This window comes from Gynurincola endophyticus, assembly GCF_003991195.1.
GTDB lineage: Bacteria > Bacteroidota > Bacteroidia > Chitinophagales > Chitinophagaceae > Gynurincola > Gynurincola endophyticus.
Map to the genome: position 1 here is coordinate 61,063 of NZ_RCWL01000014.1, position 22,320 is coordinate 83,382.

A 22,320-nucleotide genomic window follows, 5' to 3' on the forward strand; every position below is an offset into this window, starting at 1 on the left:
GTTTTTGTAATTTTTTTGTTATCGTTTTTTTTGAAATTGATGAAATCAAACCAATGAAACATAGAGTGGTAAACGTTTCTACGCTTTGAGGTAAGCTTTGAAGACTGTATTTCCGGCTCAAAAAAATAATTTTGTCATTAAAATTTCTTCATTACTTTTACACCATGACAATCGTAACAAAAGCATATCGATACTTTAACTTTTTCTTCTTCTATTTTTTTGGAAGCAGGCCGGGTATGCTATTGTTGAACTAAAAATGTAAATAGTTTATAACAATATCAGGTCCCGGCTTATTAAGCCGGGACTTTTTTTTTACGCTATAGAAATTTATGAAAATGGAATCAATGATTACACCCACAGCAAGTCAGATCACCACTAAGACAGTGGCACAGGCTACCAAAGTATCCATTCAAGGGTACGAAGGCTCTTTTCATCAGGTGGCTGCAAGAAAGTTCTTTGGTGATAATGTAGAAGTGGTTCCGTGTGATACTTTCAGACAAGTAGTGAAGCTCGCTTCTGATAAGAATGCTTGTAACGGTGGGGTAATGGCCATTGAAAACTCTATAGCAGGTAGTATTTTACCTAACTATAACTTATTACAAAAGAGTGATTTGGTAATTACCGGGGAAATCTATTTACCTATTCAGCAACACTTATTGGTTAATAAAGGTGTAAAGCTTGAAGAGATAGAAGAAGTACATTCTCATCCGATGGCTTTGTTACAATGTATGGATTTTTTAGACAAGTATCAGTGGAAGCTGGTAGAGTCTGAAGATACGGCATTGAGTGCACGTAAAGTAAGTGAACAGGGCACCAGAAAAGTAGCTGCCATTGCCAGTGCATTAGCAGCTGAATTATTTGATCTGGATATCATTGTGCCGAACATTCATACGATGAAGAATAACTATACACGTTTTCTTGTAGTACAACCTTCTTTAATGGATCCTATCCCTGATTCAAATAAAGCGTCTATTTATTTTCAAACCGATCACTCCAGAGGTTCTCTGGCTACGGTATTAACAGCAATAGCTGCCGGCGGAATCAATTTATCGAAACTGCAAAGTTTCCCTATTCCCGGATCTGATTGGTTGTATAGTTTTTATGCAGATTTAGAATTTGACCACATCGATCAGTTTAATGAAGTAATGAAGGATGTTAAGAACCATACGGTTGCTACCAAGATCTATGGTATTTATAAAAAAGGATAATTTCATTCTTAATTGATAATTAGGAATGAAGAATTATGAGTGTTGGGAGAATTATATCAAGAAATTTTTAAAGGATAGAAGAATTTATGATCAGTATTGCTAACAGGTTAAGCGGAATCGGAGAATATTATTTCTCTCAAAAATTAAGAGAAATAGATCAGCTGAATCAACAGGGAAAACAGATTATTAATTTAGGAATTGGTAGTCCGGATTTACCACCGCACCCATCCGTTATTCAGGTATTACAGGAAGAATCTGCTAAATCGAACGTACATGCTTATCAGTCGTATAAAGGATCGCCTGTATTGAGAAATGCTTTTGCTGCATGGTATGAGCAATGGTACGGAGTAAGTTTAGATGCCGATACTGAAATTTTACCGTTGATTGGCAGTAAAGAAGGTATCATGCATATCTGTATGACTTATCTGAATGAAGGTGATATCGCCCTGGTGCCGAACCCCGGATATCCTACTTACAGAAGTGCTGTAAAACTTGCGGGTGGAACCTGCATCGATTATTCTCTGGAAGAAGCTACCGGCTGGCAACCTGATTTTCAGGCATTGGATGCCATTATCAAAGCGCATCCCAGAAAGGTAAAGCTGATGTGGGTGAATTATCCGCATATGCCTACCGGACAAAAAGCGGATGACGTTTTATTGCAGGCTTTGATAGATTTCGGTAAAAGAAATGATGTACTGATTTGTCATGATAATCCTTATAGTTTTATTCTGAATGAATCACCGAAAAGTTTACTGAGCGTACCCGGTGCTAAAGAGGTGGTGATTGAACTGAACTCATTGAGTAAGTCACATAATATGGCCGGCTGGAGAGTGGGAGTGATTGCAGGTGCGGCAGACAGGATCAATGAAATATTGCGATTTAAAAGTAATATGGATAGCGGAATGTTTTTACCATTACAACTGGCTGCAGCCAAAGCACTGGGTTTAGGAAAAGAATGGTTTGATTCGGTAAATGAGCAGTATAAGAAAAGACAGGTAAAAGTATTTGAAATACTCGATTATCTGGAATGCTCTTATGCAAATGATCAGGTAGGAATGTTCGTATGGGGAAAAATACCTGTTTCGTATAAAGATGCTTATGAACTGAGTGATAAAATTTTGTATAACGCAAACGTATTTATTACACCCGGCGGCATATTTGGTAAAAACGGAGAAGCTTACATACGTATCAGTTTGTGTAGTACGGAGGATAAGTTAGCCGAAAGTTTAAAAAGAATTCAATCGTTGAAATAAAATGTTTAATACAGTTACTATAGTTGGGGTTGGTTTGATTAGCGGATCATTTGCGCTGGCATTGAAAGATCATGGACTGGCGAAGAAAGTGATAGGCGTCAGCCGGTCGGGAAATTCTGCAAAAAGAGCATTGGAGTTAGGGATTATTGATGAAATAGGAACGATTGAAGAGGCTGTTCCGGTGAGTGATCTGATTTATGTGGCAATTCCTGTAGACGCTACCATTCCGGTGATGCAACAGATTATGAATCTGGTGAAAGCCCCTCAGATAGTAGTAGATGCAGGTTCTACCAAAGCAGCTCTATGTGCTTCAATGGCAACTCATCCGCAGAGAAGCCGTTTTGTAGCCACACACCCGATGTGGGGTACGGAATTCAGTGGTCCTGAAGCTGCAGTACATAAAGCTTTTGCCGGCAGAGCCTGTGTAATTTGTGAGAAGGAAAAGAGTGATCAGGAAGCGGTGAAAGTGATTGAGAATGTATATGAAACGATAGGGATGAGAATGGTTTATATGGGAGCGGAAGCACATGATGTACACGCTGCATATATTAGTCATATTTCGCATATAACTTCTTTTGCGCTGGCGAATACAGTATTGGAAAAAGAAAAAGAAGAAGATGCCATTTTTCAATTAGCCGGTGGTGGTTTTGAAAGCACTGTTCGTTTGGCTAAAAGTTCAGCCAGTATGTGGGTGCCGATCTTTCAGCAAAACAAAGAACATGTACTGGATGTGTTAAATGAGCATATCAGCCAATTGAGAAAATTTAAGGCCTGTTTAGAGAAAGACAACTATGAATACATGGAAGAATTGATTGAAAATGCCAATAAAATCAGGAAAATTCTCCATTAACAAAAATTTACCGGATTGTTTTTTGAAAGATTAGGGGTTGTTTACCATTGATTTAAGCGGATAAACCTCCTTTTCATAAGAATATTTGAGCTCTTTGATAATAGAAATTAGGCTAAAGCGCTTAGTTGCAGTACCTTTGCGGAAATTTTTATAGAATATGACGACTTTTGAAGCGTTGGGTTTAGATGCGAGATTGGTTCAGGCAACCGATGCATTAGGTTATAAAAACCCGACACCTATTCAGGAACAAGCGATTCCTGTGTTATTAAGTGGCACCAAAGACTTGGTTGGTTTGGCTCAAACAGGTACGGGGAAAACTGCTGCATTCGGACTGCCTTTGTTGCACGTGATTGATGAGAAACAAAAATATCCGCAAGCTTTAGTTGTATGTCCTACTCGTGAACTGTGTTTACAGATCGTAAATGAGATTGAAGCATTCAAGAAATTTATTCCTGGAATGTATGTCGCAGCAGTATATGGTGGTACTTCTATCACACAGCAAATTCGCGAATTAAAAAGAGGAGTGCAGGTTGTAGTTGCTACTCCCGGACGTTTAATTGACTTAATCGAACGTAAGGCAATTAATCTAGAGCAGATAAAATATGTTGTTTTGGACGAGGCGGATGAAATGTTGAACATGGGCTTCCAGGAAGACATTGAATTCATCTTGCAGAACACACCTAACAGAGAAAGTACCTGGTTATTCAGCGCTACTATGCCACCGGAAATTCGTCGTGTAAGCAAACGCTACATGAAAGAGCCGGTAGAAATTACAGTAGGTAAAGTAAACACCGCAAACAAAAACATTGATCACCAGTATTTTGTTACCAGCGCACAACACCGCTACGAAACATTAAAACGCCTGATCGATTTTAACCCCGGTATTTACGGTATCATTTTCACCCGTACAAAAGCGGATGCACAGGAAATTGCTGAAAAGCTGACCCGCGAAGGATATGATATCGATGCTTTACACGGCGACTTAACACAGGTACAAAGAGACAAAGTAATGGGAGAGTTCAGAGAAAAAACTCTTCAATTGTTAATCGCTACCGACGTAGCAGCACGTGGTATTGACGTACAGGGAATTACGCACGTAATTAACTACGAATTACCTGATGACGTGGAAGTGTACACACACAGAAGCGGCCGTACAGGTAGAGCCGGTAACACCGGTGTTTGTATGTCTATCATTCATACCCGTGAAATGGGAAAGATGCGCCAGATTCAGTCAATTGTTCAGGCCACTTTCAACAAACTAGAAATTCCTAGCGGTAAAGACGTTTGTAGAAAACAGTTTTACCACTTCATGGATAAATTATTGACCGTAGATATTACGCAAAATGACTACGATGTTTATTTACCTATGCTGGAAGAAAAATTTGCAGATATGTCGAAAGAAGACATCCTGAAAAGAGTAACAGCAATGGAATTTGACCGTTTCTTAAAGTATTACGAAAATGCAGGAGATCTGAACGCCAGAGATACCCGCAGAGAACGTACCGACAGAAGCGGAAATGATAGAAAATTCGGCAGAGATGGCAGAGATGGCGGTAGAGACAGCCGTTTCGGAAGAGACCGTGATGGTGGTGCCCCAAGAGAAAGAAAAGAATACGGCGGTAAACAAAATACTACCCGTTTGTTCGTAAACCTGGGAACCAAAGACGGTTTTTATAAAGCCTCTTTTTTACAGTTCATTTTAGACATGAGCGACCTGCGTAAAGACGTATTAGGACGTATCGATATGAAAGAAATGAACAGCTGGATTGAAATCGATAAAACTGCCGCAAGGCAAATGATCACTTCTATTGATGGTAAAAATTACCGCGGTAGAAAAATCAGAATGAACGAAGCCGACAGCAGAAGATAATTATAGATGGATCGAAAGGTTCCATTTATGAAAATCCTGCAACGGTATAAATAAATGGAACTTTTTAATCTATCAAATTAAACTGAAATGGAAGCAACTGTCATGAACATCAAAGAGATCGTTGAACAAAAATGGAAAAAACGTCCTTTGATCATTTCTGGTCCCTGTAGCGCAGAAACAGAAGAACAAGTAATTGCTACTGCCGAAAGATTAGCAAAAACCGGTAAAGTAGATATTTTAAGAGCCGGTATATGGAAGCCGAGAACCCGCCCCGGGTCATTTGAAGGAATCGGTACCAAAGGTTTACCCTGGATGCAGGCTGCTAAAAAAGCAACCGGCTTGCCGGTTACAGTAGAAGTCGCTACTGCTAAACAAGTTGAAGACGCTCTCCACTTTGATATAGATGTATTATGGATTGGTGCACGCACCACCGTTAACCCTTTCAGCGTACAGGAAGTTGCCGACGCACTCAGAGGTGTAGACGTACCCGTATTAATCAAAAATCCGATTAACCCGGATCTTGAATTATGGACAGGTGCCGTAGAACGTGTAGCTAAAGCCGGTATCAAAAACATCGGTTTGATTCACAGAGGATTCAGCGCATATGGTAATACCGAATTCCGTAACGCCCCTATGTGGCACCTTGCTATTGAAATGAAAAGAAGAAACCCGGAATTGATGATCATTAATGATCCGTCACATATCTGTGGTAGAAGAGATATTTTATTTGATGTTGCCCAACAAGCCATTAACCTTGACTTCGACGGCTTAATCGTTGAAAGCCATATCGACCCTGATAAAGCATGGAGTGATGCAAAACAACAAATCACCCCGGAGCAATTAGGTGAAATGATCGATAGAATCGTTTGGCGCCAGGAAGCATCCAATTCAGAAGAATTGCAATCCGCATTAGAAAAATTACGTCAGCAAATCAATCACCTCGATGACGAATTAATGCAAATCCTCGGTCAGCGTATGAAAATCGCTGAACAAATTGGTGAATTCAAAAAGAATAACCAAATTACAATCCTTCAAACCAATCGTTGGAATGAGATATTAGATAGAGCTGTTCAAAAAGGAAATAAATTAGGCCTTAGCCAGGAATTTATTACCAAATACTTTGATGCCGTTCACATGGAGAGTATTCAACATCAGAACAAAATCATGAACAGCTAGTGATGATCGACAGTAGCTTTAAATAAATTACACATGGCGATACTCAAATCAAGAGTTTATTTGTTTGTTCATATTATTTGGGCTGTTAAGTCGCAGGAAGCTACGCTATCTAAACCTATTCGTACAGTTTTATTTCCATACATGCAAAAGCAGGCAACGGAGAGAGGTATCTCGCTGATCACTATGAACGGTGTAGAAGACCATGTTCACTGCCTGCTGCAATTGCATGCCACTCAAAACCTGTCGCAAGTGGTTCGTCTGCTGCAACAGGATGCTTTAACCTGGGTAAATGAGAGTAATTTTCAAAAGCAACAGGTTGAATGGTCTGATGAATGGTTGGCCTACTCGGTAAGCCCCAGTGCTTATCAGTCAACTGTTGATTATATTCAGAAACAAGAAGAATATCACAAAACCAGATCCCTCGGGCAAGAGTTGGCAGTATTTGAAAAGATGCCTGTACCTTAGTATTTTTTCACTCTAAAACGATTGAATGAGATGAAAAAAAAATCTGTTCAATTTGCATCCGGTCAAGTTGATTTTTACTTCGACGGAAAATTCTCCGACCTTAAAACGCTGACAGGTCAGCCGCATACTGTTTTAATTACAGATGAAAATGTTTTTCAGGCAAATGAAAAAAAGTTCAAAGGCTGGAATACCATCGTGCTAAATGCCGGTGAACAATTTAAGGTGCAACAAACCGTCAATGAAATTATTGAACAATTAATTGATTTCGGTGCCGACAGAAAAACCTGGCTGGTAGGAATCGGTGGCGGTGTTATTACCGATTTAACCGGTTATGTAGCGGCTATCTATATGCGTGGTATCCGTTGCGGATTTATTCCTACTTCAATTTTAGCGATGGTAGACGCTTCTATCGGTGGCAAAAACGGTATCGATATAGGTGTTTATAAAAACCTGGCAGGAACAATCCGTCAACCGCAATTTTTATTATACGATTATCAGTTTTTAAAATCCCTTCCCCAACAGGAATGGATCAATGGTTTTGCTGAAATTATTAAACATGCCTGTATCAAAGATGTCAGAATGTTTAATGAACTTTCGGCAAATGATATCGCTTTTTATCAAAAAAATAAAAAAGCACTGAGTGAACTGATCAGGAAAAATGCCGGTATCAAAATTAAAGTAGTGAAGAATGATGAGTTTGAACAGGGCGAAAGACGCTTATTGAATTTCGGACACACCCTGGGACATGCTATTGAAAATCTCTATGAATTATCCCATGGCCAGGCAATTGCCGTAGGTATGGTGGAAGCATCAAAACTTTCACAAAAAATTCGGGGATTTAAACAAACCGGAAAAGTTGTAAAAATACTGGAGCAATACGGTTTACCAACCACTCTTCCTTATGATAAAGAAAAAGCACTGGAAGTGCTGAAGATGGATAAAAAACGTGAGCGCGCTGCCATGAATTACATTTTATTAGATAAGATTGGAAAAGGGATAGTAGAATCTATTCCGATGCAACATCTGTCGCAAATGATACAAGAATTATAATTAATGAAAGTTACTATACATCCGGGCCGTTTGCAAGGGCCTGTCACCGTTAATATTTCTAAGTCGTCTATGCAACGCGCCTGTGCTGCTGCTTTACTGGCAAAAGGTACTTCTACCATACTGAACCCGGGTTCGAGCAACGATGATAAAGCCGCTATTGACGTTATTCAGAAATTAGGTGCAAAGGTTACCGAACTGTCTGCAAACGAATTAATCGTCAATAGTAATGGTGTGCAGCCTGTTTCAAATGAAGTCAATTGTGGCGAAAGTGGTTTAGGAATCAGAATGTTTACACCGATTGTTGCTACAAGCAATCAAAAAATCACTGTTACGGGTTCGGGGTCATTAGTTACCCGCCCGATGAATTTTTTCGATGAGATATTTCCGCAACTGGGTATTCAGATACAATCAAATAATGGAAAATTACCCTTGCAAATACAAGGTCCGCTACAACCAAATAATATTGAAGTTGACGGCTCTTTAAGCTCACAATTTTTAACAGGATTGTTAATGGCTTATGGGAGTATTGATCAGGAATCTGTTATTCGCGTAAAAGAATTAAAAAGTAAACCTTATATTGATCTGACTTTGTCAGTAATGAAAGCCTTTGGGGTTACCGTATCACACGACCAATATGAAGTATTTCACATAAAACCGGATGGAGGGTTTAAACCATCTGTGTACACAGTAGAAGGAGATTGGAGCGGAGCAGCCTTTTTATTGGTTGCAGGTGCTATTCATGGTGATATTCTGGTAAAAGGGTTGCAACTTGAATCTACACAAGCCGATAAAGCGATTGTAGAAGCATTGGTATTGGCCGGTGCAAGAATGCGTATCGATCAGGAAGGTATTTATTTATACGGCGGTGCATTACAGGCATTTACCTTTGATGCCACCGAGTGCCCCGACTTATTTCCTCCACTGGTTGCTTTGGCTGCATTCGGAAATGGAAAAACAGTTCTGAAAGGAGCTTTACGCCTGACGCATAAAGAAAGTAACCGGGCACTGACTTTACAGGAAGAGTTTGGTAAGATGGGGGTTACAATTGAATTGAATGGTGACGAAATGATTGTTTACGGCGCAATTTCCTTAAAAGGCGCTGCTACGCATTCACACCATGATCATAGAATTGCAATGGCCTGCGCAGTAGCTGCTACAAAGGCTGAAGGAATAACTACAATAGAAGATGCAGAAGCAGTGAATAAATCATATCCTGACTTCTATCAACATATACAACAACTAGGCGCTAGCGTTAGTTAATAAAACAAAAGCGTATGAATACATTTGGAAGAATACTGAGAGTGAGTATATTCGGTGAATCGCACGGTAATGGTGTAGGTGTGGTGTTGGATGGTGTGCCCGCCGGAATAGCAGTTCCTTTAGATGATTTTTTGCCTGACCTCGAAAGAAGAAAAGGCGGTATTCAGAAAGGAACCACTCCCCGTAAAGAGGATGATATACCTTTCTTTAAAAGTGGCACTTTTAACGATTATACAACAGGTGCCCCACTCACTTTGTTATTTGAAAACAATAATACCCGTTCGGGAGATTATGAAAAACAAAGAGATGTGCCACGCCCCGGACATGCAGATTTTGTTGCACATCAGAAATTTGGCGGATTTGAAGATTTTCGCGGTGGTGGTCATTTTAGTGCGCGCATTACCGTTGGTATTGTAGGAGCTGGTGTGATTGCTAAAAAAATGTTGAATCATTCAAAGTCTGGTACAGTATCAATAGAAGCTACGATTATTAAAGTTGCAGGACAAGATACCGTAGAAAAAGGCCTGGAGAAAGCAATTGCCGCTAAAGATTCTGTTGGAGGCATTGTTGAGTGTTGTGTAAAAGGATTGCCCGTCGGATTAGGAGAACCGTTTTATGATTCGGTAGAATCATTACTGGCACATGCAATGTTTGCCATTCCCGCCGTAAAAGGAATTGAGTTTGGTGCAGGTTTTGCAGCAGCAGAAATGTTCGGATCAGAGCACAACGATGCTATTGAAAATATGACCGGAAAAACAATAACGAACCATGCAGGCGGTATTGTAGGTGGTATCACCAACGGTAATGAACTGGTATTCAGAATTGCCATTAAACCCACTTCTTCCACACCTAAAGAACAATTCACCCTGAATTGGCAAACCGGTGAAAAAGAAAAGTTTAGTGTTAAAGGACGCCACGATTTATGTGTGGCTTTACGTGCTCCGGTAATTGTAGAAGCAATGACGGCGCTTGTGCTGGCCGATCTGATGCTGTTGGAGCAACAAATACCGAAAGTGGTAAATAGTTAACAATTAATAATTAATAGTTATGAATTGTTTTGATGTTCAAGTAAAACCTTCAAATATGAAAAGAATCTTTTACGCAACAATGGCTTCGGCGTTGGTATTTACAGCTTGCCAATCAAACGCAAAACCAACTCCTGAACCAAAAGAAACTATTCCTGCTGCTGTAACAAAACTCTGGGAAACAGATACGATTCTAAGAACCCCGGAATCTGTTTTGTATGATGCAGGAGGTAACCGTTTGATTGTTTCATTAATTAATGGAAACGGATCAGAAAAGGACGGTATTGGTGAAATTGCTATTCTTACCCCTGATGGTAAAGTAGTGAATACGCAATTTACGCAAGGTTTAAATGCTCCGAAAGGGCTGGCACTACATCAAAATAAACTATACGTTTCTGATATCGATCAGGTGGTATTGATTAATGCAAATACCGGTGAAATACTTAAGAAAATCGGGATTGATACCGCTAAGTTTTTAAATGATGTAACGGTTGACCCCAAAGGTACAGTATACGTATCAGATAGCCGTACAGGAACGATTTATACCATCAGTAATGATATTGCCAGTGAATATAAACACGGCTTCAATAATGTAAACGGCCTGAAGTTTAACGATGACACTTTGTGGGTATTGGCACATGATGAGTTAAAGAAAATTCACAACGACTCGGTGACCACGGTTGCTAAGTTTCCGGTAGACGCAATGGACGGAATCGAAATCGTAGATGACAGTACTTTTATTACATCTTCGTGGCACGGACAAATATTTCTTGCAAAAAAAGATGGTACCGTAACTGAAATTCTGAATACAAGAGAAGAAAAGAAGAATACGGCAGACATTGGGTATGATGCAAAAACACGTACCGTGTTTGTACCCACTTTCTTTGGAAATACGGTTTCTGCTTATAAAATAGATGAATGATTTAAATATGATAAAATATAAACTCTTATATGTGTAATTTTAGTTATCTTTTTTATAAGAGGATTTTCTAAAAACCTGCCATCTGGCAGGTTTTTTATTTAATAGAGATATTTTAATGAAACTAACGTATTATTAAAATCGTATATGCAATGGTGTAATGATTTGATATATGTCATTATTTTAGAAATTATAAGAATTATATAATAGTATTACCTCCCTTTCTTGCCTCTTGAATTATATTTGCCAGATTGATGAATCGATCAATCAATTTCTCTTCTCCATACCAATTTATTAATTTAATAACCTTAAGCCCCTATTATATGCTTGAAGTTTTTGTATCAGGTTGTGTCTTCGTTTTTTAGATTACTATTTTATATTATTAATTCTACTAATAATATAATAGATGGCTATTGAATAAAATAGAATGCTGAATGTCGTTAGTAAATGATGACAGTGGCTAACACAGACTTCTATTGCCTTAGCCTTGCCTCAATAAAGTGTATTAAAAACCTCATTACTCTTTTCATAATAATCTTTTATGAGTTTAAGAACTTGTTTAACAGTAATTGTACTAAAGTTGTTTGTTATAGACCTGAGTGCACAGAATTCAAGTCCCTATCAGGCTACAACTATTCATCCTTCGTCGCCCGAAGTTGCTTCATTAGGAAAATATCTTGAGATGCCGGTAAGTTATTCCACCGGTGTACCTGAAATAGGTATTCCTTTGTATGATTTTTCAGCAGGGAATATAAGTTTGCCTATAGGATTAAGTTACCATGCATCTGGTATAAAAGTAGAAGAAGCAGCCTCATGGGTAGGATTAGGTTGGGATATAAGTACTGGTCCAACTCTTTCCAGAGTAGTGAATGGCCTTCCGGATGATACAGATTATGGATACATGAATAATAGTGTAACCGTACAAGCATTTAATGCTGCATCGTCTAGTATTGCTTTAAAGCAAACTTACTATAATGAATATGCTAATAATCGGCTTGATCTTGAACCAGATATTTTTATGTTCTCGATTTTTGGTTACTCTGGCAAATTTTTTCATAATCAACAGCAAAATAAATTTATTGTTGCACCTTATCAAAATATTAAAATAGAAACGCTCAAAAATGGAGCTACTATTGAAGGTTTCAAAATAACTCTTCCTAATGGGGTTGTGTGTAGTTTTGGTAAATCCGAGAATAATAATCGTATTGCGCGCGATTTGTTGCAAGGAGGTGAATCATATGTTACAACATCGGAAGGTTCATCTGAGGTTCCTCCGCTCAATCCTCATATTGTAGCTTGGAAGATATTAGACATTGTAGCACCTGATGGTAAAACTATTGACTTTTTCTATGAAAATTCTAACCTTTCTAAAGATTTTTATTATGGCGGGCAGTCAAAAATGTATCGCAATGTTTCTTGTCCTTTTCTTCCCTGGTTCTTTTTTGGAAATAATACTTATAGCACCAGTTTTGGTATTCAGAATTATGAGAAAGCGATCCTTAGCCATATTTCAAGTGATCAGGGTGATATTTATTTTAAACTATCAGCAACTAACAGATTAGACGCTTTAGGTTTAAAAAGCCTTGATAGTATCATTATAAAGAATAAAAATAATAAACTTATTAAAGGTTTTAAATTTGGATATGATTATTTTCAAAGCTCAGATGCTGCTCCGGCTATAATGGGTACAGTTGTAAAAAATGCAGCTGAGAAAAGATTGGCTTTACTTTCTTTAAAAGAATTTTCTGAAACAGATACGTTAGCGCCTTATAAATTTTATTATGATACGAGAAATCAATTGCCTAACAGAATATATGGGGCAAGAGACTACTGGGGATTTTATAATGGTAAGTCAGGAGGTGGACTTTTGATTCCTACTGTAAGTATGTCAATATATAATCCTTCTTCTTCTGGATATTTGGAAGGAGCAGACAGAACTGTAGACTCTGTATTTGCTAAGGCATCTTCACTTTATAAAATTCAATATCCAACAGGTGGTTCAGTGGTATATGAATACGAATCGAACACCATTGCTTCTGCAAGAGCCTCGGATTTACGCTATATAGAAAGATCTGGGATTGAGCCCCGAAATGTAAGCCTGCATGATGGTTCAGCTTACACAGTATCGGGTTCCAGTAAAATATATTCACGTACATTTGAAATACCTGATAATGTATATGGCCCTACCGCTATTACCTCTAACTATGGATGCGAAGATATGAGCGGTGATTCTTGTCCTATTGAAGGTTGGATAAGGGGGATTACTGACGCAGGAATAAATGTAAGAATTAATCATCCCTCTGAATTACATCTTTTGTCTCCTGGAGTATATAAATTGGAGAGCATTGTAACACCTACTTTCATAACTGGACCGAATATTCCCTTTTCCAATCTGGTTGAATGGAACATTATCCCAGATACACTAAACTACATAGTGGGAGGGCTCAGAATAAAAAAAATTATTAGTAATGATGGTAATGGAAACAGTTTAGTTAGATCTTATAGCTATGATAATTTTAATGAAAATGGGATAAGTAGTGGAATTTTAACTACTCTTCCTCTTTTTACGACTTGGGTCAGCTGTGATCTTTCTTTCCCAGATGTCTTAAAAATTTCTTCAAATAGCGCAACTACCATCGGGTTTGGAAATGGAAGGATTATAATGTACCCGAATGTGACAGAGTATTACGATGACTCTGCTTCTTCCTTTAAAACAGAATATACTCTGTCTTACCACATGGAGTATCCTTCTGCAATGCTGCACGATGCTTATGGAAAGCATCTTACAAAAGAGTGGACAGTAGGGCAGTTGTTGAAAAAGGAAATGTTTAAAGTAGAAGATAGTGTAAGCCATTCTATTTATAAACCAGTTACTGTAGAAAGGAACTTCTATAGCCACCGTGAATCGGTATACAGAGGGGATTTTGGTGTAGTACTTCACCCGTCTGTAGAGATAGGGTATTATACAGAATATCCCTACAACTCTGTATCTGAATGGTATGTTTTAGATTCAAGTAGTATTGAAAATTTCGAGTATAGTAAAAACTTTTTGCGTTCATCTAAAACTACTTCAAAGTATTATTACAATAAACTTTATCAATTAGCTGAAACTAGATCTGTAAACAGTCGTAATGACACTATTATAGAAAGAACCTGGTACCCGGGTGATTACAGTATGCTCATAGGCAATAATATTCCTGAGCTGGTTAATCGTCATAACATAGAAAATCCTATAAGAAAAGAAACATCAGTGAACGGAAAAGTACTTTCAGGTAGCTTGTATTATTATAATCTCAGTGGTCTGGTAGACTCACTTTACATCTACAAAACACCATTCCCTCTATTGAATGTAGCTGAGCATGATAGTTTTACGGTTAAGCCCGATCATTACTTTATTGAGAGTTCTGCTAAATATGACTTTTTGAATAATTTAATTGAGATCAATGATAAATCTTCTCTTACAGCAGTAATATGGGGATATGATAATGTTTACCCCGTAGCTCGTGTATTAAACGCTCAGTACACACAAATAGCTTATACATCGTTTGAAACCAATACACATGGTGGTTGGATATTATCTGATACGGTAAGAATAAGAACTCATTCCTTGTCCGGAAAACAGGCTTATAACGTTCGCAGTGGTTTCAGTATAACAAAACCAGGATTGACAACTGGTAATGAATATATAGTGACGTACTGGTCGAGAAACGGTTCTCTCAATGTCAATGGAATAGCTGGTGTTTCTGGTGTACAGATAGATGGCTGGACTCTATGGCAGCACGTACTGCCGATAACGACATCTGCGGTAGCAATATCAGGTAATAATATTATTATTGATGAACTGAGATTATATCCCAAAGGAGCTCAGATGGTAACTTATACCTATAATCCTCTTGTTGGTATGGAAAGTGAATGTAGTGCTAACAACTACATGACATATTATGAATATGACAGCTTTAACAGATTATCGTATGTATTAGACGAAAAAAAGAATATTCTTAAACGTATTTGTTATTCTGTAAATGGAATTGCATCAGAATGTAATTTAACTCCCTGATCGGAAGTGTTAATTCATTCGAAGCCGAGATCTTAAATTCATTCAAAGAATTATCTTATATATGAAAATGATATTATTAATAGTTATTCTTTTATTCTCAATCGAAAAAGTACATACTCAGAATCGGATATTAAAAGAAGTTAGTAAGTTCGAAAATAAGCAAAATGAATGGAAAGATAGTTTTAACGAAGTGGAAAAATTTGTTTTCCAAGCCATTGATTCTTCTGTTTTTTTTAATAAAATAGACTCTCTTAACAAAAGAGGGAAAAAATATTTATCAGAGTTAGACAGCTTAAATACCTACCTGAAGTATTTATCCGAAAAAAAACTTATAAAATCATTTGCTGTAGACGATTCTCAGCAGTATTTAAAAAAAATAAACCTTTATAGAAGTATTCTTCAAAGTGATAATCTGAAAAAAAGTATAGGCAGGAAGGAATTTAAGAAGTTATACCGCGATTTGTCGGTGCTGGAAGGAAGGGTTTTATCAGTAACTAATATTAAAGATAAAATCCTTAGAAAGCTACTGATACAATCAAGAGCTGATACTGATTTTTTAGACTTCTTCAGTCTGAATTCTGAATACAGCAGATTATTTTCTAACCCATGGATGCTAAATGATGCTGCCGGATTATCACCATCTTATCAGAATATTGAATCAGTACAATTCCAGATAGGAAGTATTATTCCGCAGAATGTTGATATGTCATCTGTTGCCGGACAGGTTCAGGAAAAGTTTTCTAATATATTTAATTCAGTCATTGCTAACAGTAACGAGACATATGAGAATGCTGATTCTGTTCCATCGTTTGGAAAAAAACTTAAGAATAAAATAGAATACAGCTTTAATCTTCAATCTCAGCGAAGTACCCCCTTCTGGCCAATGACGAGTGATCTGGCCACCAACGTTGGATACCGATTGAATTCTTCTGGTGTAATAGGTATTGGAATCAGTGCTAAGGTTGGATGGGGAAGCTCTATTCAGAACATTCGTATTACGCAGGAGGGATTTGCTATACGTTCATTTATTGATTATAAGGTAAAATCAAGTTTTTACCTGAGCGGAGGGTTTGAACTGAATCATCAGCCGGTAAAAGATTTTCAGAATACTTCTGATAAAGAAGTACTTCCTTTTTTCTCACAGAGTGGATTAATAGGAATTTCAAAAATAGTTTCTATAAATCACAAGTTTTTTAAAAAAACAAAAGCACAGGTTTTTTGGGATTTTCTGAGTTACCGGCAAATTCCGTTTACCAGTCCGATAAAATTCAGAATAGGCTACACTTTATAACCTTAACCTAACTGTAATGAAATACAAAATTTTTATATACCTCATTAATTTCTTTTTTTTTATAAAGGTTGCAATTGCACAGGGACCAGATCCTATACCACCCCCATATGTTAATCCGGTATTGAATTCAATAGCAACATACACAGCTAAAGTTCCATTGAAGGTAAAAGACTCAATGCTGACATCTGATTATTCTAAAGTGGCAAAAACTACTCAGTACTTTGATGGATTAGGACGACTCATTCAGACTGTAGCTGCGAAATCATCAATGGTGGATAATGAAGGTCCTATGGATCTTGTCAGTTCCGTTGTATATGATAAATATGGAAGAATTCAAAATGAATATCTGCCTTTTGTGTCAAGTGTACCCGGAGGAAATTTTAAGAGCAGTCCTTTTCTTGATCAATTACAATTTTATAATGATTATTTAACAAACGGGGATGGTTCTGGTGATGAGGTCTGGTCATATACAAAAGTTTTTTATGAGCAGTCACCACTGAGTCGTATTAAAGAAAGTTTCTCTGCAGGGCCATCTTTCGTCGGTTCTTACGGTAATACAAACCCTCAATTAAGAAGAAGTTTAAAAACTCAGCAGAACTTTAATACAATTGCTGATAGTGTTAGGCTTTTTACATTGATGAATGTTTATGATGCAGACGGTTTTAGCTTTGTTGAAATTCAGGATGACTATAAACCAGGTACACTTTTTAAAACCTTAACTCTGGACCCACAGGGAAATGAGCAGGTAGAATTCAGAGATAAAAATGGTCAGCTCATATTAAAAAAGGTGAACCTGAATGGAATTAAGGATAGCGGTGACGGAGCGAGTCATATCGGATGGGTAAGTACATATTATATATATGATAACTGGAATCGCCTCCGACTCGTTATTCAGCCTGAAGGTTTAAGGCCTTTGATAGAATCTGAATGGGATAGCAGTAATATGTTGCCTTCATGGTATGATGAATTTACTTTTCGTTATGAGTATGATGTACGTGGAAGATTAATCCGAAAAAAGGTTCCCGGTGCAGCACCGATATATTATGTTTATGATAACAAGGACCGGCAGGTAATGTCACAAACCGGTAAACTCCGTGAAGAAGGAAAATGGATTTATACTTTATACGATCAGCTGAACAGGCCTGTTGAAACAGGAATGGTGAATTCCTCTTTACCGCATAGTTCCCATTTGAATGCAGCGGCTTCTTCAAATAATTATCCTGATTTGTCAGGAAGTACCTACACTGTTCTTACCAAAAGCTTTTATGATGATTATAACTGGATGAGCAATCATTCAACAGGATTAACCTCTTTATACGACAATGCTTATGACTCAGAACTTCTGACTGCCTCTGATGTAACCTGGCCATATGCTCAACAGAATATTCAGTCGAAAAGAACGAAGAACTTGTTTACGGGAAAAATGGTTCGTGTATTAGGAACTGATGATTTTCTGTTTAGTGTAAATATTTATGATGAAAATGAAAGAGTAATTCAGGTTAAGAGTACTATTTTAACTGGTGGAGTAGAGGTAGTTACTTCTCAGTATAGCTGGAACGGTAGTACCCTCCTTACAGTAAATAAGCAAAATTTTGGAGGTGCAATCAATCAGAACATAATAGTAATTGATAAAGTGGAATATGATGGTTTGTGGAGAGTCACTAAAAAGAAGCAGGCCATCAAAGGAAGTTACCATAAATCAGAACACGATCTGGTATCAATAGCTTACGATCAACTCGGAAACATTAAAACTAAATGGCTTGGAGGGCGCGATAATACTATTGAAACTTTAAATTATGAGTATAATCTGAAAGGTAGCCTTATTGCAATGAATAAAAACTATATTCTCAATAGCGGGAATAACTACTTTGGGTATGTAGTTGGGTATGATAACCAGTTTTTGGGAGACGAACTTTTTCTTTTATATCCTCAATATTCAGGAAATGTAAGCGGAATTCACTGGAGATCAAAAGGAGATGGAGTCATCAGGAAATATGATTATAGTTATGATCGTATGGGTAGAATGACAGGTGCCCTATTTGTAGAATTTGATGGATATGAAGATGGTGTAGCTTATAGTACTTCCAAAGGTAGAGACTTCAGTGAGAGCGGTTACCAGTATGACATGAATGGGAATATTCTTGCGGTAAACAGGAAGGGATGGAAGTTGGGCGGATCAACCTTTATAGATCAGTTAACATATAACTATTTCCCGCTTTCTAATAAATTAAAAAATGTAATAGATGCCAGTCAGGATGTAAATAGCAAACTGGGAGATTTCCATTATGGAGAACGCTACCATAATGAGCTGGGAGGTGTTAAAACCAGCGCAGCTGTTGATTTTACTTATGATGTTGATGGCAATATGGTAAGGGATTTAAATAAATATATTGGTACTAATAATGTCGATGGTATCGAGTATAATTATTTAAACCTTCCTCAAAAAGTTTATGCCTTTGCTGAACAATGGGAGTGGCAGAAAGGCACCGTAGACTTTATCTATACTGCAGAAGGAATAAAGCTCGGAAAAGTGGTACGTAATTCTCCGGGCTGGATACCAAGTATCACTTACTATTTTGGGAATATTGTTTATAAAAATGATACACTCGAATTCATCAGTCATGCTGAAGGTCGAACAAGGATAGCAGATCACACGAAAACGGAAAAAAAATTGGTGAATGATTACTTTATCACTGATTATCTTGGAAATGTTCGTATGGTTCTGACAGATCAGACTGATACTACAGTCTATATGGCTACAATGGAAGCGACCTACCGGAATATTGAAAAACAGTTTTTTGTTAATCTGTCTGAATCCAGTTTCCCTACAGCAAATGTACCAGGTGGTTATCCTACAGGAACTGTGGGAAATGATTCACTTGCCAGAGTAAATGGCAGTGATCAGAAAGTGGGCCCTTCGATGCTTTTAAGAGTAATGAGTGGTGATGTTGTAGACATCTCTGTTAAATCATATTATGTAAATAAAACCATTACGCCGAATAACCAAAACCCTGTACTTGATATCTTAACTAATCTGTCAGGAGCACTGATGGGTGTAACCGGCGGAACACACGGTTCTTCAGCTCAGTTGAGTAATCCGATGGGTAACCCACTGGTGAATGCACTTAATTTTATCCGGTCAAATGTTAACTCTGCTACTCCGTCCAAACCCAAAGCCTGGTTAAATTGGGTATTGCTGGATGAACAACTGGAAGTGGTGGCTGAATCTTCCGGTGGAATACATGTAGGAAATGCGGATGCCATCAGATTATTGGCGCAGTCCAATATCCAGTTGAATAAAAATGGATATCTTTATGTATATGTTTCGAATGAAACTGAGCTCTGGGATGTTTTCTTTGATGATTTAAGAGTTTCGCATAGAAGAGGGCGAATCGTAGAAGAAACTCATTACTATCCTTTTGGATTGGTAATAAAGGCAATCAGCAGCAAAGCATTGAAGTTTGGTGAACCATTAAACAGGTATAAATATAATAGTAAGGAAGAGCAGAGCGGGGAATTCAGTGATGGCAGCGGATTAGAATGGCTGGATTTTGGTACCAGGATGTACGACGCGCAGCTGGGTAGATGGTTTACAATAGACCCGATGGCAATGGCTATGACTTCCTGGAGTCCATACTCTTATGTGTTTAACAATCCTGTCACGCTGATAGACCCGACGGGTATGATGCCTGAAGAACCAGAGGGTGTAGGTGATCCAGGAAAAGAGGCGGCCATAGTAACCAGAACTACATTTTTACCACAGGTAGTAGTGTATGGTAAAAGGGGTGGTAATGCTGTGCAGGAAAATAGTAACAGTGGTTTTTACTTTTCTAATTCATTAGGAACAGGAAAGTTTGGTTACAATAAAGGTGATGGCTTTTTTAAAAGGGTGGGTAAATTTGCTGCTAATACTGTATCTGATGTATGGAATGGTGTTGTAGGGACGGCAGATGCTGTTTTACACCCGATTCAAACCTTAGATGCAGTGGTTAACGGGGTTGAAGGGCTGATTAAATATATTGATGAGAATTCAATCGAACAAATAATCAGTGATGCGGGAGAGAAGGCACAAGACCCCCACTTCTGGGAAGGAATGGTAGCCACTGCTGTGACTTTTAAAGCAGTTCCTAAAATTAAACCACCAGTTGCCGCTAAGACGGTACTTCCAAACTCAGGGCCAATAATGAGAAGCCTTGGCGCTGCTTCAAGGGCTGAAATGTTGGCGAAGAAACTCAAGATGAATATTAATAGTCCAACGACAAGGCAGGTACTTAATAGTCTGGATGAATCTGTTGAGTCTTTTATTTCAACATACAGAAAATCCTCAATTAGATCGGAAATACCAGGTGAATTCTTAGGTCAGTCAGTCGAGCAAGCATTAAAGAGTGGCAACACAACGATACGAAAACTATTAACAGACGGAAGATTTGTAAAATAATGGAAAAAGATATAACGATATTGAAATTAATAGAAAGTTTGAAATTAATAATCAATTTTTCCTTACTCAAAGTTGTTGACTATTGGGAAGCAGATCTTTGTGCAATAGGGTTAATGAAGGGAAATAAGTTAGTGTATATTTCAACTTTTAATTATGCACAAAATGAAGATTTGATGTACGATTTTGACTTGGAGACAATTGATGAAGATGATAAAGAAGAATTTAATGTTGTTAGAGTTGGCAGGAATGTTTCAGAAGCTGAACTTGTTAGTGAAATTAAGTTGTTTTTAGACGTGTGAAGTAGTTGCCGCTAAGGGGGGAAAAGAATTATTTAAGTTCACAGGTACAGCCGCTAAGCATATGGATGAAGCAGGTCGTATGATACCTATTCAGACTTTAGATGATATAATAAAAGCCCCAATGTCAGTAGTTAAAGATCCTCAGGGTACGAAGGCATTAATGCATTATTCACAAATGTGGAAGAACGGCAAGCTATATAATGTAGAGGTTTTATATGATAAAGGAGCTAATACAATAATGCACTTTAAATATACCCAAAAGCCCTTGGGTTCTTTACCGGCAATAAAGTGATAGTAAATTATGTTTGAAAAAAATGATAAAAGAAGATTGTATTGGCTTATTGACCAATATTTGTCTGAACAAATAAATGGTTGGACATTTTGTAATGAATATTACTACTCTTATAGCTTGGAGATTAAAAGTGATGATTTAACAGACATAGAACAGTCTGCGTTTTCTGAATTGGATAAAATAAGCAGTAGATATACTGATGTTCAAGAGGATTTAGTGAAATATCCAGGCACTTATTATAATGAAGAACAATTAAAGCAGAAGATAATCGAGACGAAAGAGAAGTTACAAGAGCAAAGCCCGCAGTAGCGGGCTTTGTTATTTATTAAAGGCTTTTTTTGTTTTATAGTTTTGTATAACGTTGTCAATGAGAAAGAACAGGTGCTTTTTGGTATCCTCGTCCAGCTTCTCAATATCCTCGATGCGTTTTAGCAGATCCTTGTCCAGTGCGGCCAGCTCCCCTTCACCGATGAGGAAATCCACGCCCCTCTCGCGCCGGATTTTATCCGGTGTGCATAACATAATACTTTTGAAGTGAAAAAATATCTGATCATTTAATAACGACAGGCTTTAATCCCTGTCGTTTTATTTATGGGATAGTATAAATGGTATAATATGGCTGATGTTGAATTTCCATTATTTTTTTGTATCTTATTATGATGTGGTAACCCCACCGGAAGAACTGTAGTGTAATCCATATCATAATAAAAACCTTATATTAGTTGCTAAAGGCATTTCTATGCTTTTGGTTTGGTGATGCAGGGCATCAGTAGCAAAGCTTTAGGGTGTAGGTGATCCAGGAAAAGAGGCGGCCATTGTAACAAGAACTACATTTTACCACAGGTAGTAGTGTATGGTAAAAGGGGT

At 37.7% G+C, this 22,320-nt stretch carries 17 protein-coding genes; 16 read left to right on the forward strand and 1 reads right to left on the reverse strand.

From position 1 onward, the window contains the following. The first annotated feature begins 344 nt into the window (after positions 1 to 344). The 16 genes from D9O48_RS18425 to D9O48_RS18495 all read left to right on the forward strand — a co-directional run bounded on the left by D9O48_RS18425 (position 345) and on the right by D9O48_RS18495 (position 21,762). Positions 345 to 1,208, forward strand: a complete 864-nt coding sequence (locus tag D9O48_RS18425) for a prephenate dehydratase (protein ID WP_199750623.1) — start codon at positions 345 to 347, stop codon at positions 1,206 to 1,208. Between the two features lie 86 nt (positions 1,209 to 1,294). Next, positions 1,295 to 2,461, forward strand: a complete 1,167-nt coding sequence (locus D9O48_RS18430; protein ID WP_126974474.1) for a pyridoxal phosphate-dependent aminotransferase — start codon at positions 1,295 to 1,297, stop codon at positions 2,459 to 2,461. 1 nt (position 2,462) lies between these two features. Then, on the forward strand, positions 2,463 to 3,311 hold the full coding sequence (locus tag D9O48_RS18435) for a prephenate dehydrogenase (RefSeq protein ID WP_126974475.1): 849 nt from the start codon (positions 2,463 to 2,465) through the stop codon (positions 3,309 to 3,311). A gap of 157 nt (positions 3,312 to 3,468) precedes the next feature. Continuing rightward, positions 3,469 to 5,181 (forward strand): DEAD/DEAH box helicase, encoded by a 1,713-nt coding sequence (locus tag D9O48_RS18440; protein WP_126974476.1) that lies wholly within the window; start codon positions 3,469 to 3,471, stop codon positions 5,179 to 5,181. A gap of 87 nt (positions 5,182 to 5,268) precedes the next feature. Next, a complete protein-coding gene (locus D9O48_RS18445) occupies positions 5,269 to 6,357 on the forward strand; it encodes a chorismate mutase (RefSeq protein WP_126974477.1) in 1,089 nt (362 codons plus the stop codon). Between the two features lie 33 nt (positions 6,358 to 6,390). Further along, a complete protein-coding gene (locus D9O48_RS18450; protein ID WP_126974478.1) occupies positions 6,391 to 6,822 on the forward strand; it encodes a transposase in 432 nt (143 codons plus the stop codon). A gap of 30 nt (positions 6,823 to 6,852) precedes the next feature. Further along, positions 6,853 to 7,872: a 3-dehydroquinate synthase gene (aroB, locus tag D9O48_RS18455; protein ID WP_126974479.1), complete on the forward strand. Its 1,020-nt coding sequence runs from the start codon at positions 6,853 to 6,855 to the stop codon at positions 7,870 to 7,872. A 3-nt stretch (positions 7,873 to 7,875) separates the two neighbouring features. Next, positions 7,876 to 9,132 carry a 3-phosphoshikimate 1-carboxyvinyltransferase gene (gene aroA / locus D9O48_RS18460; RefSeq protein ID WP_126974480.1) on the forward strand — a complete coding sequence of 419 codons (1,257 nt, stop codon included), beginning with the start codon at positions 7,876 to 7,878 and terminating at the stop codon, positions 9,130 to 9,132. A 14-nt stretch (positions 9,133 to 9,146) separates the two neighbouring features. Continuing rightward, on the forward strand, positions 9,147 to 10,160 hold the full coding sequence (locus tag D9O48_RS18465; RefSeq protein ID WP_126974481.1) for a chorismate synthase: 1,014 nt from the start codon (positions 9,147 to 9,149) through the stop codon (positions 10,158 to 10,160). Between the two features lie 55 nt (positions 10,161 to 10,215). Continuing rightward, positions 10,216 to 11,079, forward strand: a complete 864-nt coding sequence (locus D9O48_RS18470) for an SMP-30/gluconolactonase/LRE family protein (protein ID WP_126974482.1) — start codon at positions 10,216 to 10,218, stop codon at positions 11,077 to 11,079. A 538-nt stretch (positions 11,080 to 11,617) separates the two neighbouring features. Next, the gene (locus D9O48_RS18475) at positions 11,618 to 15,133 is read left to right on the forward strand and encodes a hypothetical protein (protein ID WP_126974483.1); all 3,516 of its coding nucleotides are present in this window, start codon (positions 11,618 to 11,620) and stop codon (positions 15,131 to 15,133) included. Between the two features lie 61 nt (positions 15,134 to 15,194). After that, complete coding sequence (locus D9O48_RS18480) at positions 15,195 to 16,424, forward strand: hypothetical protein (RefSeq protein ID WP_126974484.1); 1,230 nt, start codon at positions 15,195 to 15,197, stop codon at positions 16,422 to 16,424. Positions 16,425 to 16,440: 16 nt separating this feature from the next. Continuing rightward, a complete protein-coding gene (locus tag D9O48_RS18485; protein WP_126974485.1) occupies positions 16,441 to 20,862 on the forward strand; it encodes a DUF6443 domain-containing protein in 4,422 nt (1,473 codons plus the stop codon). Continuing rightward, positions 20,862 to 21,161, forward strand: a complete 300-nt coding sequence (locus D9O48_RS18490; RefSeq protein ID WP_126974486.1) for a hypothetical protein — start codon at positions 20,862 to 20,864, stop codon at positions 21,159 to 21,161. Before D9O48_RS18485 ends, D9O48_RS18490 begins: the two co-directional genes overlap by 1 nt. A gap of 121 nt (positions 21,162 to 21,282) precedes the next feature. Then, entirely contained in the window at positions 21,283 to 21,453 is a 171-nt protein-coding gene (locus D9O48_RS18825; RefSeq protein WP_158624942.1) for a hypothetical protein, read from the forward strand. Positions 21,454 to 21,462: 9 nt separating this feature from the next. Beyond that, a complete protein-coding gene (locus D9O48_RS18495) occupies positions 21,463 to 21,762 on the forward strand; it encodes a hypothetical protein (protein ID WP_126974487.1) in 300 nt (99 codons plus the stop codon). A gap of 9 nt (positions 21,763 to 21,771) precedes the next feature. On the opposite strand, the gene D9O48_RS18500 is transcribed toward D9O48_RS18495, so the two are convergent. Then, complete coding sequence (locus D9O48_RS18500; protein WP_199750625.1) at positions 21,772 to 21,975, reverse strand: hypothetical protein; 204 nt, start codon at positions 21,973 to 21,975, stop codon at positions 21,772 to 21,774. Positions 21,976 to 22,320: the final 345 nt, after the last annotated feature.

Excerpts from the sequence above, each read along its gene's own strand:
- D9O48_RS18425 (WP_199750623.1), top strand. The coding sequence starts at position 345 with ATGATTACACCCACAGCAAGTCAGATCACCACTAAGACAGTGGCACAG.
- D9O48_RS18430 (WP_126974474.1), top strand. The coding sequence starts at position 1,295 with ATGATCAGTATTGCTAACAGGTTAAGCGGAATCGGAGAATATTATTTC.
- D9O48_RS18435 (WP_126974475.1), top strand. The coding sequence starts at position 2,463 with ATGTTTAATACAGTTACTATAGTTGGGGTTGGTTTGATTAGCGGATCA.
- D9O48_RS18440 (WP_126974476.1), top strand. The coding sequence starts at position 3,469 with ATGACGACTTTTGAAGCGTTGGGTTTAGATGCGAGATTGGTTCAGGCA.
- D9O48_RS18445 (WP_126974477.1), top strand. The coding sequence starts at position 5,269 with ATGGAAGCAACTGTCATGAACATCAAAGAGATCGTTGAACAAAAATGG.
- D9O48_RS18450 (WP_126974478.1), top strand. The coding sequence starts at position 6,391 with ATGGCGATACTCAAATCAAGAGTTTATTTGTTTGTTCATATTATTTGG.
- aroB (WP_126974479.1), top strand. The coding sequence starts at position 6,853 with ATGAAAAAAAAATCTGTTCAATTTGCATCCGGTCAAGTTGATTTTTAC.
- aroA (WP_126974480.1), top strand. The coding sequence starts at position 7,876 with ATGAAAGTTACTATACATCCGGGCCGTTTGCAAGGGCCTGTCACCGTT.
- D9O48_RS18465 (WP_126974481.1), top strand. The coding sequence starts at position 9,147 with ATGAATACATTTGGAAGAATACTGAGAGTGAGTATATTCGGTGAATCG.
- D9O48_RS18470 (WP_126974482.1), top strand. The coding sequence starts at position 10,216 with ATGAAAAGAATCTTTTACGCAACAATGGCTTCGGCGTTGGTATTTACA.
- D9O48_RS18475 (WP_126974483.1), top strand. The coding sequence starts at position 11,618 with ATGAGTTTAAGAACTTGTTTAACAGTAATTGTACTAAAGTTGTTTGTT.
- D9O48_RS18480 (WP_126974484.1), top strand. The coding sequence starts at position 15,195 with ATGAAAATGATATTATTAATAGTTATTCTTTTATTCTCAATCGAAAAA.
- D9O48_RS18485 (WP_126974485.1), top strand. The coding sequence starts at position 16,441 with ATGAAATACAAAATTTTTATATACCTCATTAATTTCTTTTTTTTTATA.
- D9O48_RS18490 (WP_126974486.1), top strand. The coding sequence starts at position 20,862 with ATGGAAAAAGATATAACGATATTGAAATTAATAGAAAGTTTGAAATTA.
- D9O48_RS18825 (WP_158624942.1), top strand. The coding sequence starts at position 21,283 with ATGTCAGTAGTTAAAGATCCTCAGGGTACGAAGGCATTAATGCATTAT.
- D9O48_RS18495 (WP_126974487.1), top strand. The coding sequence starts at position 21,463 with ATGTTTGAAAAAAATGATAAAAGAAGATTGTATTGGCTTATTGACCAA.
- D9O48_RS18500 (WP_199750625.1), bottom strand. The coding sequence starts at position 21,975 with ATGTTATGCACACCGGATAAAATCCGGCGCGAGAGGGGCGTGGATTTC.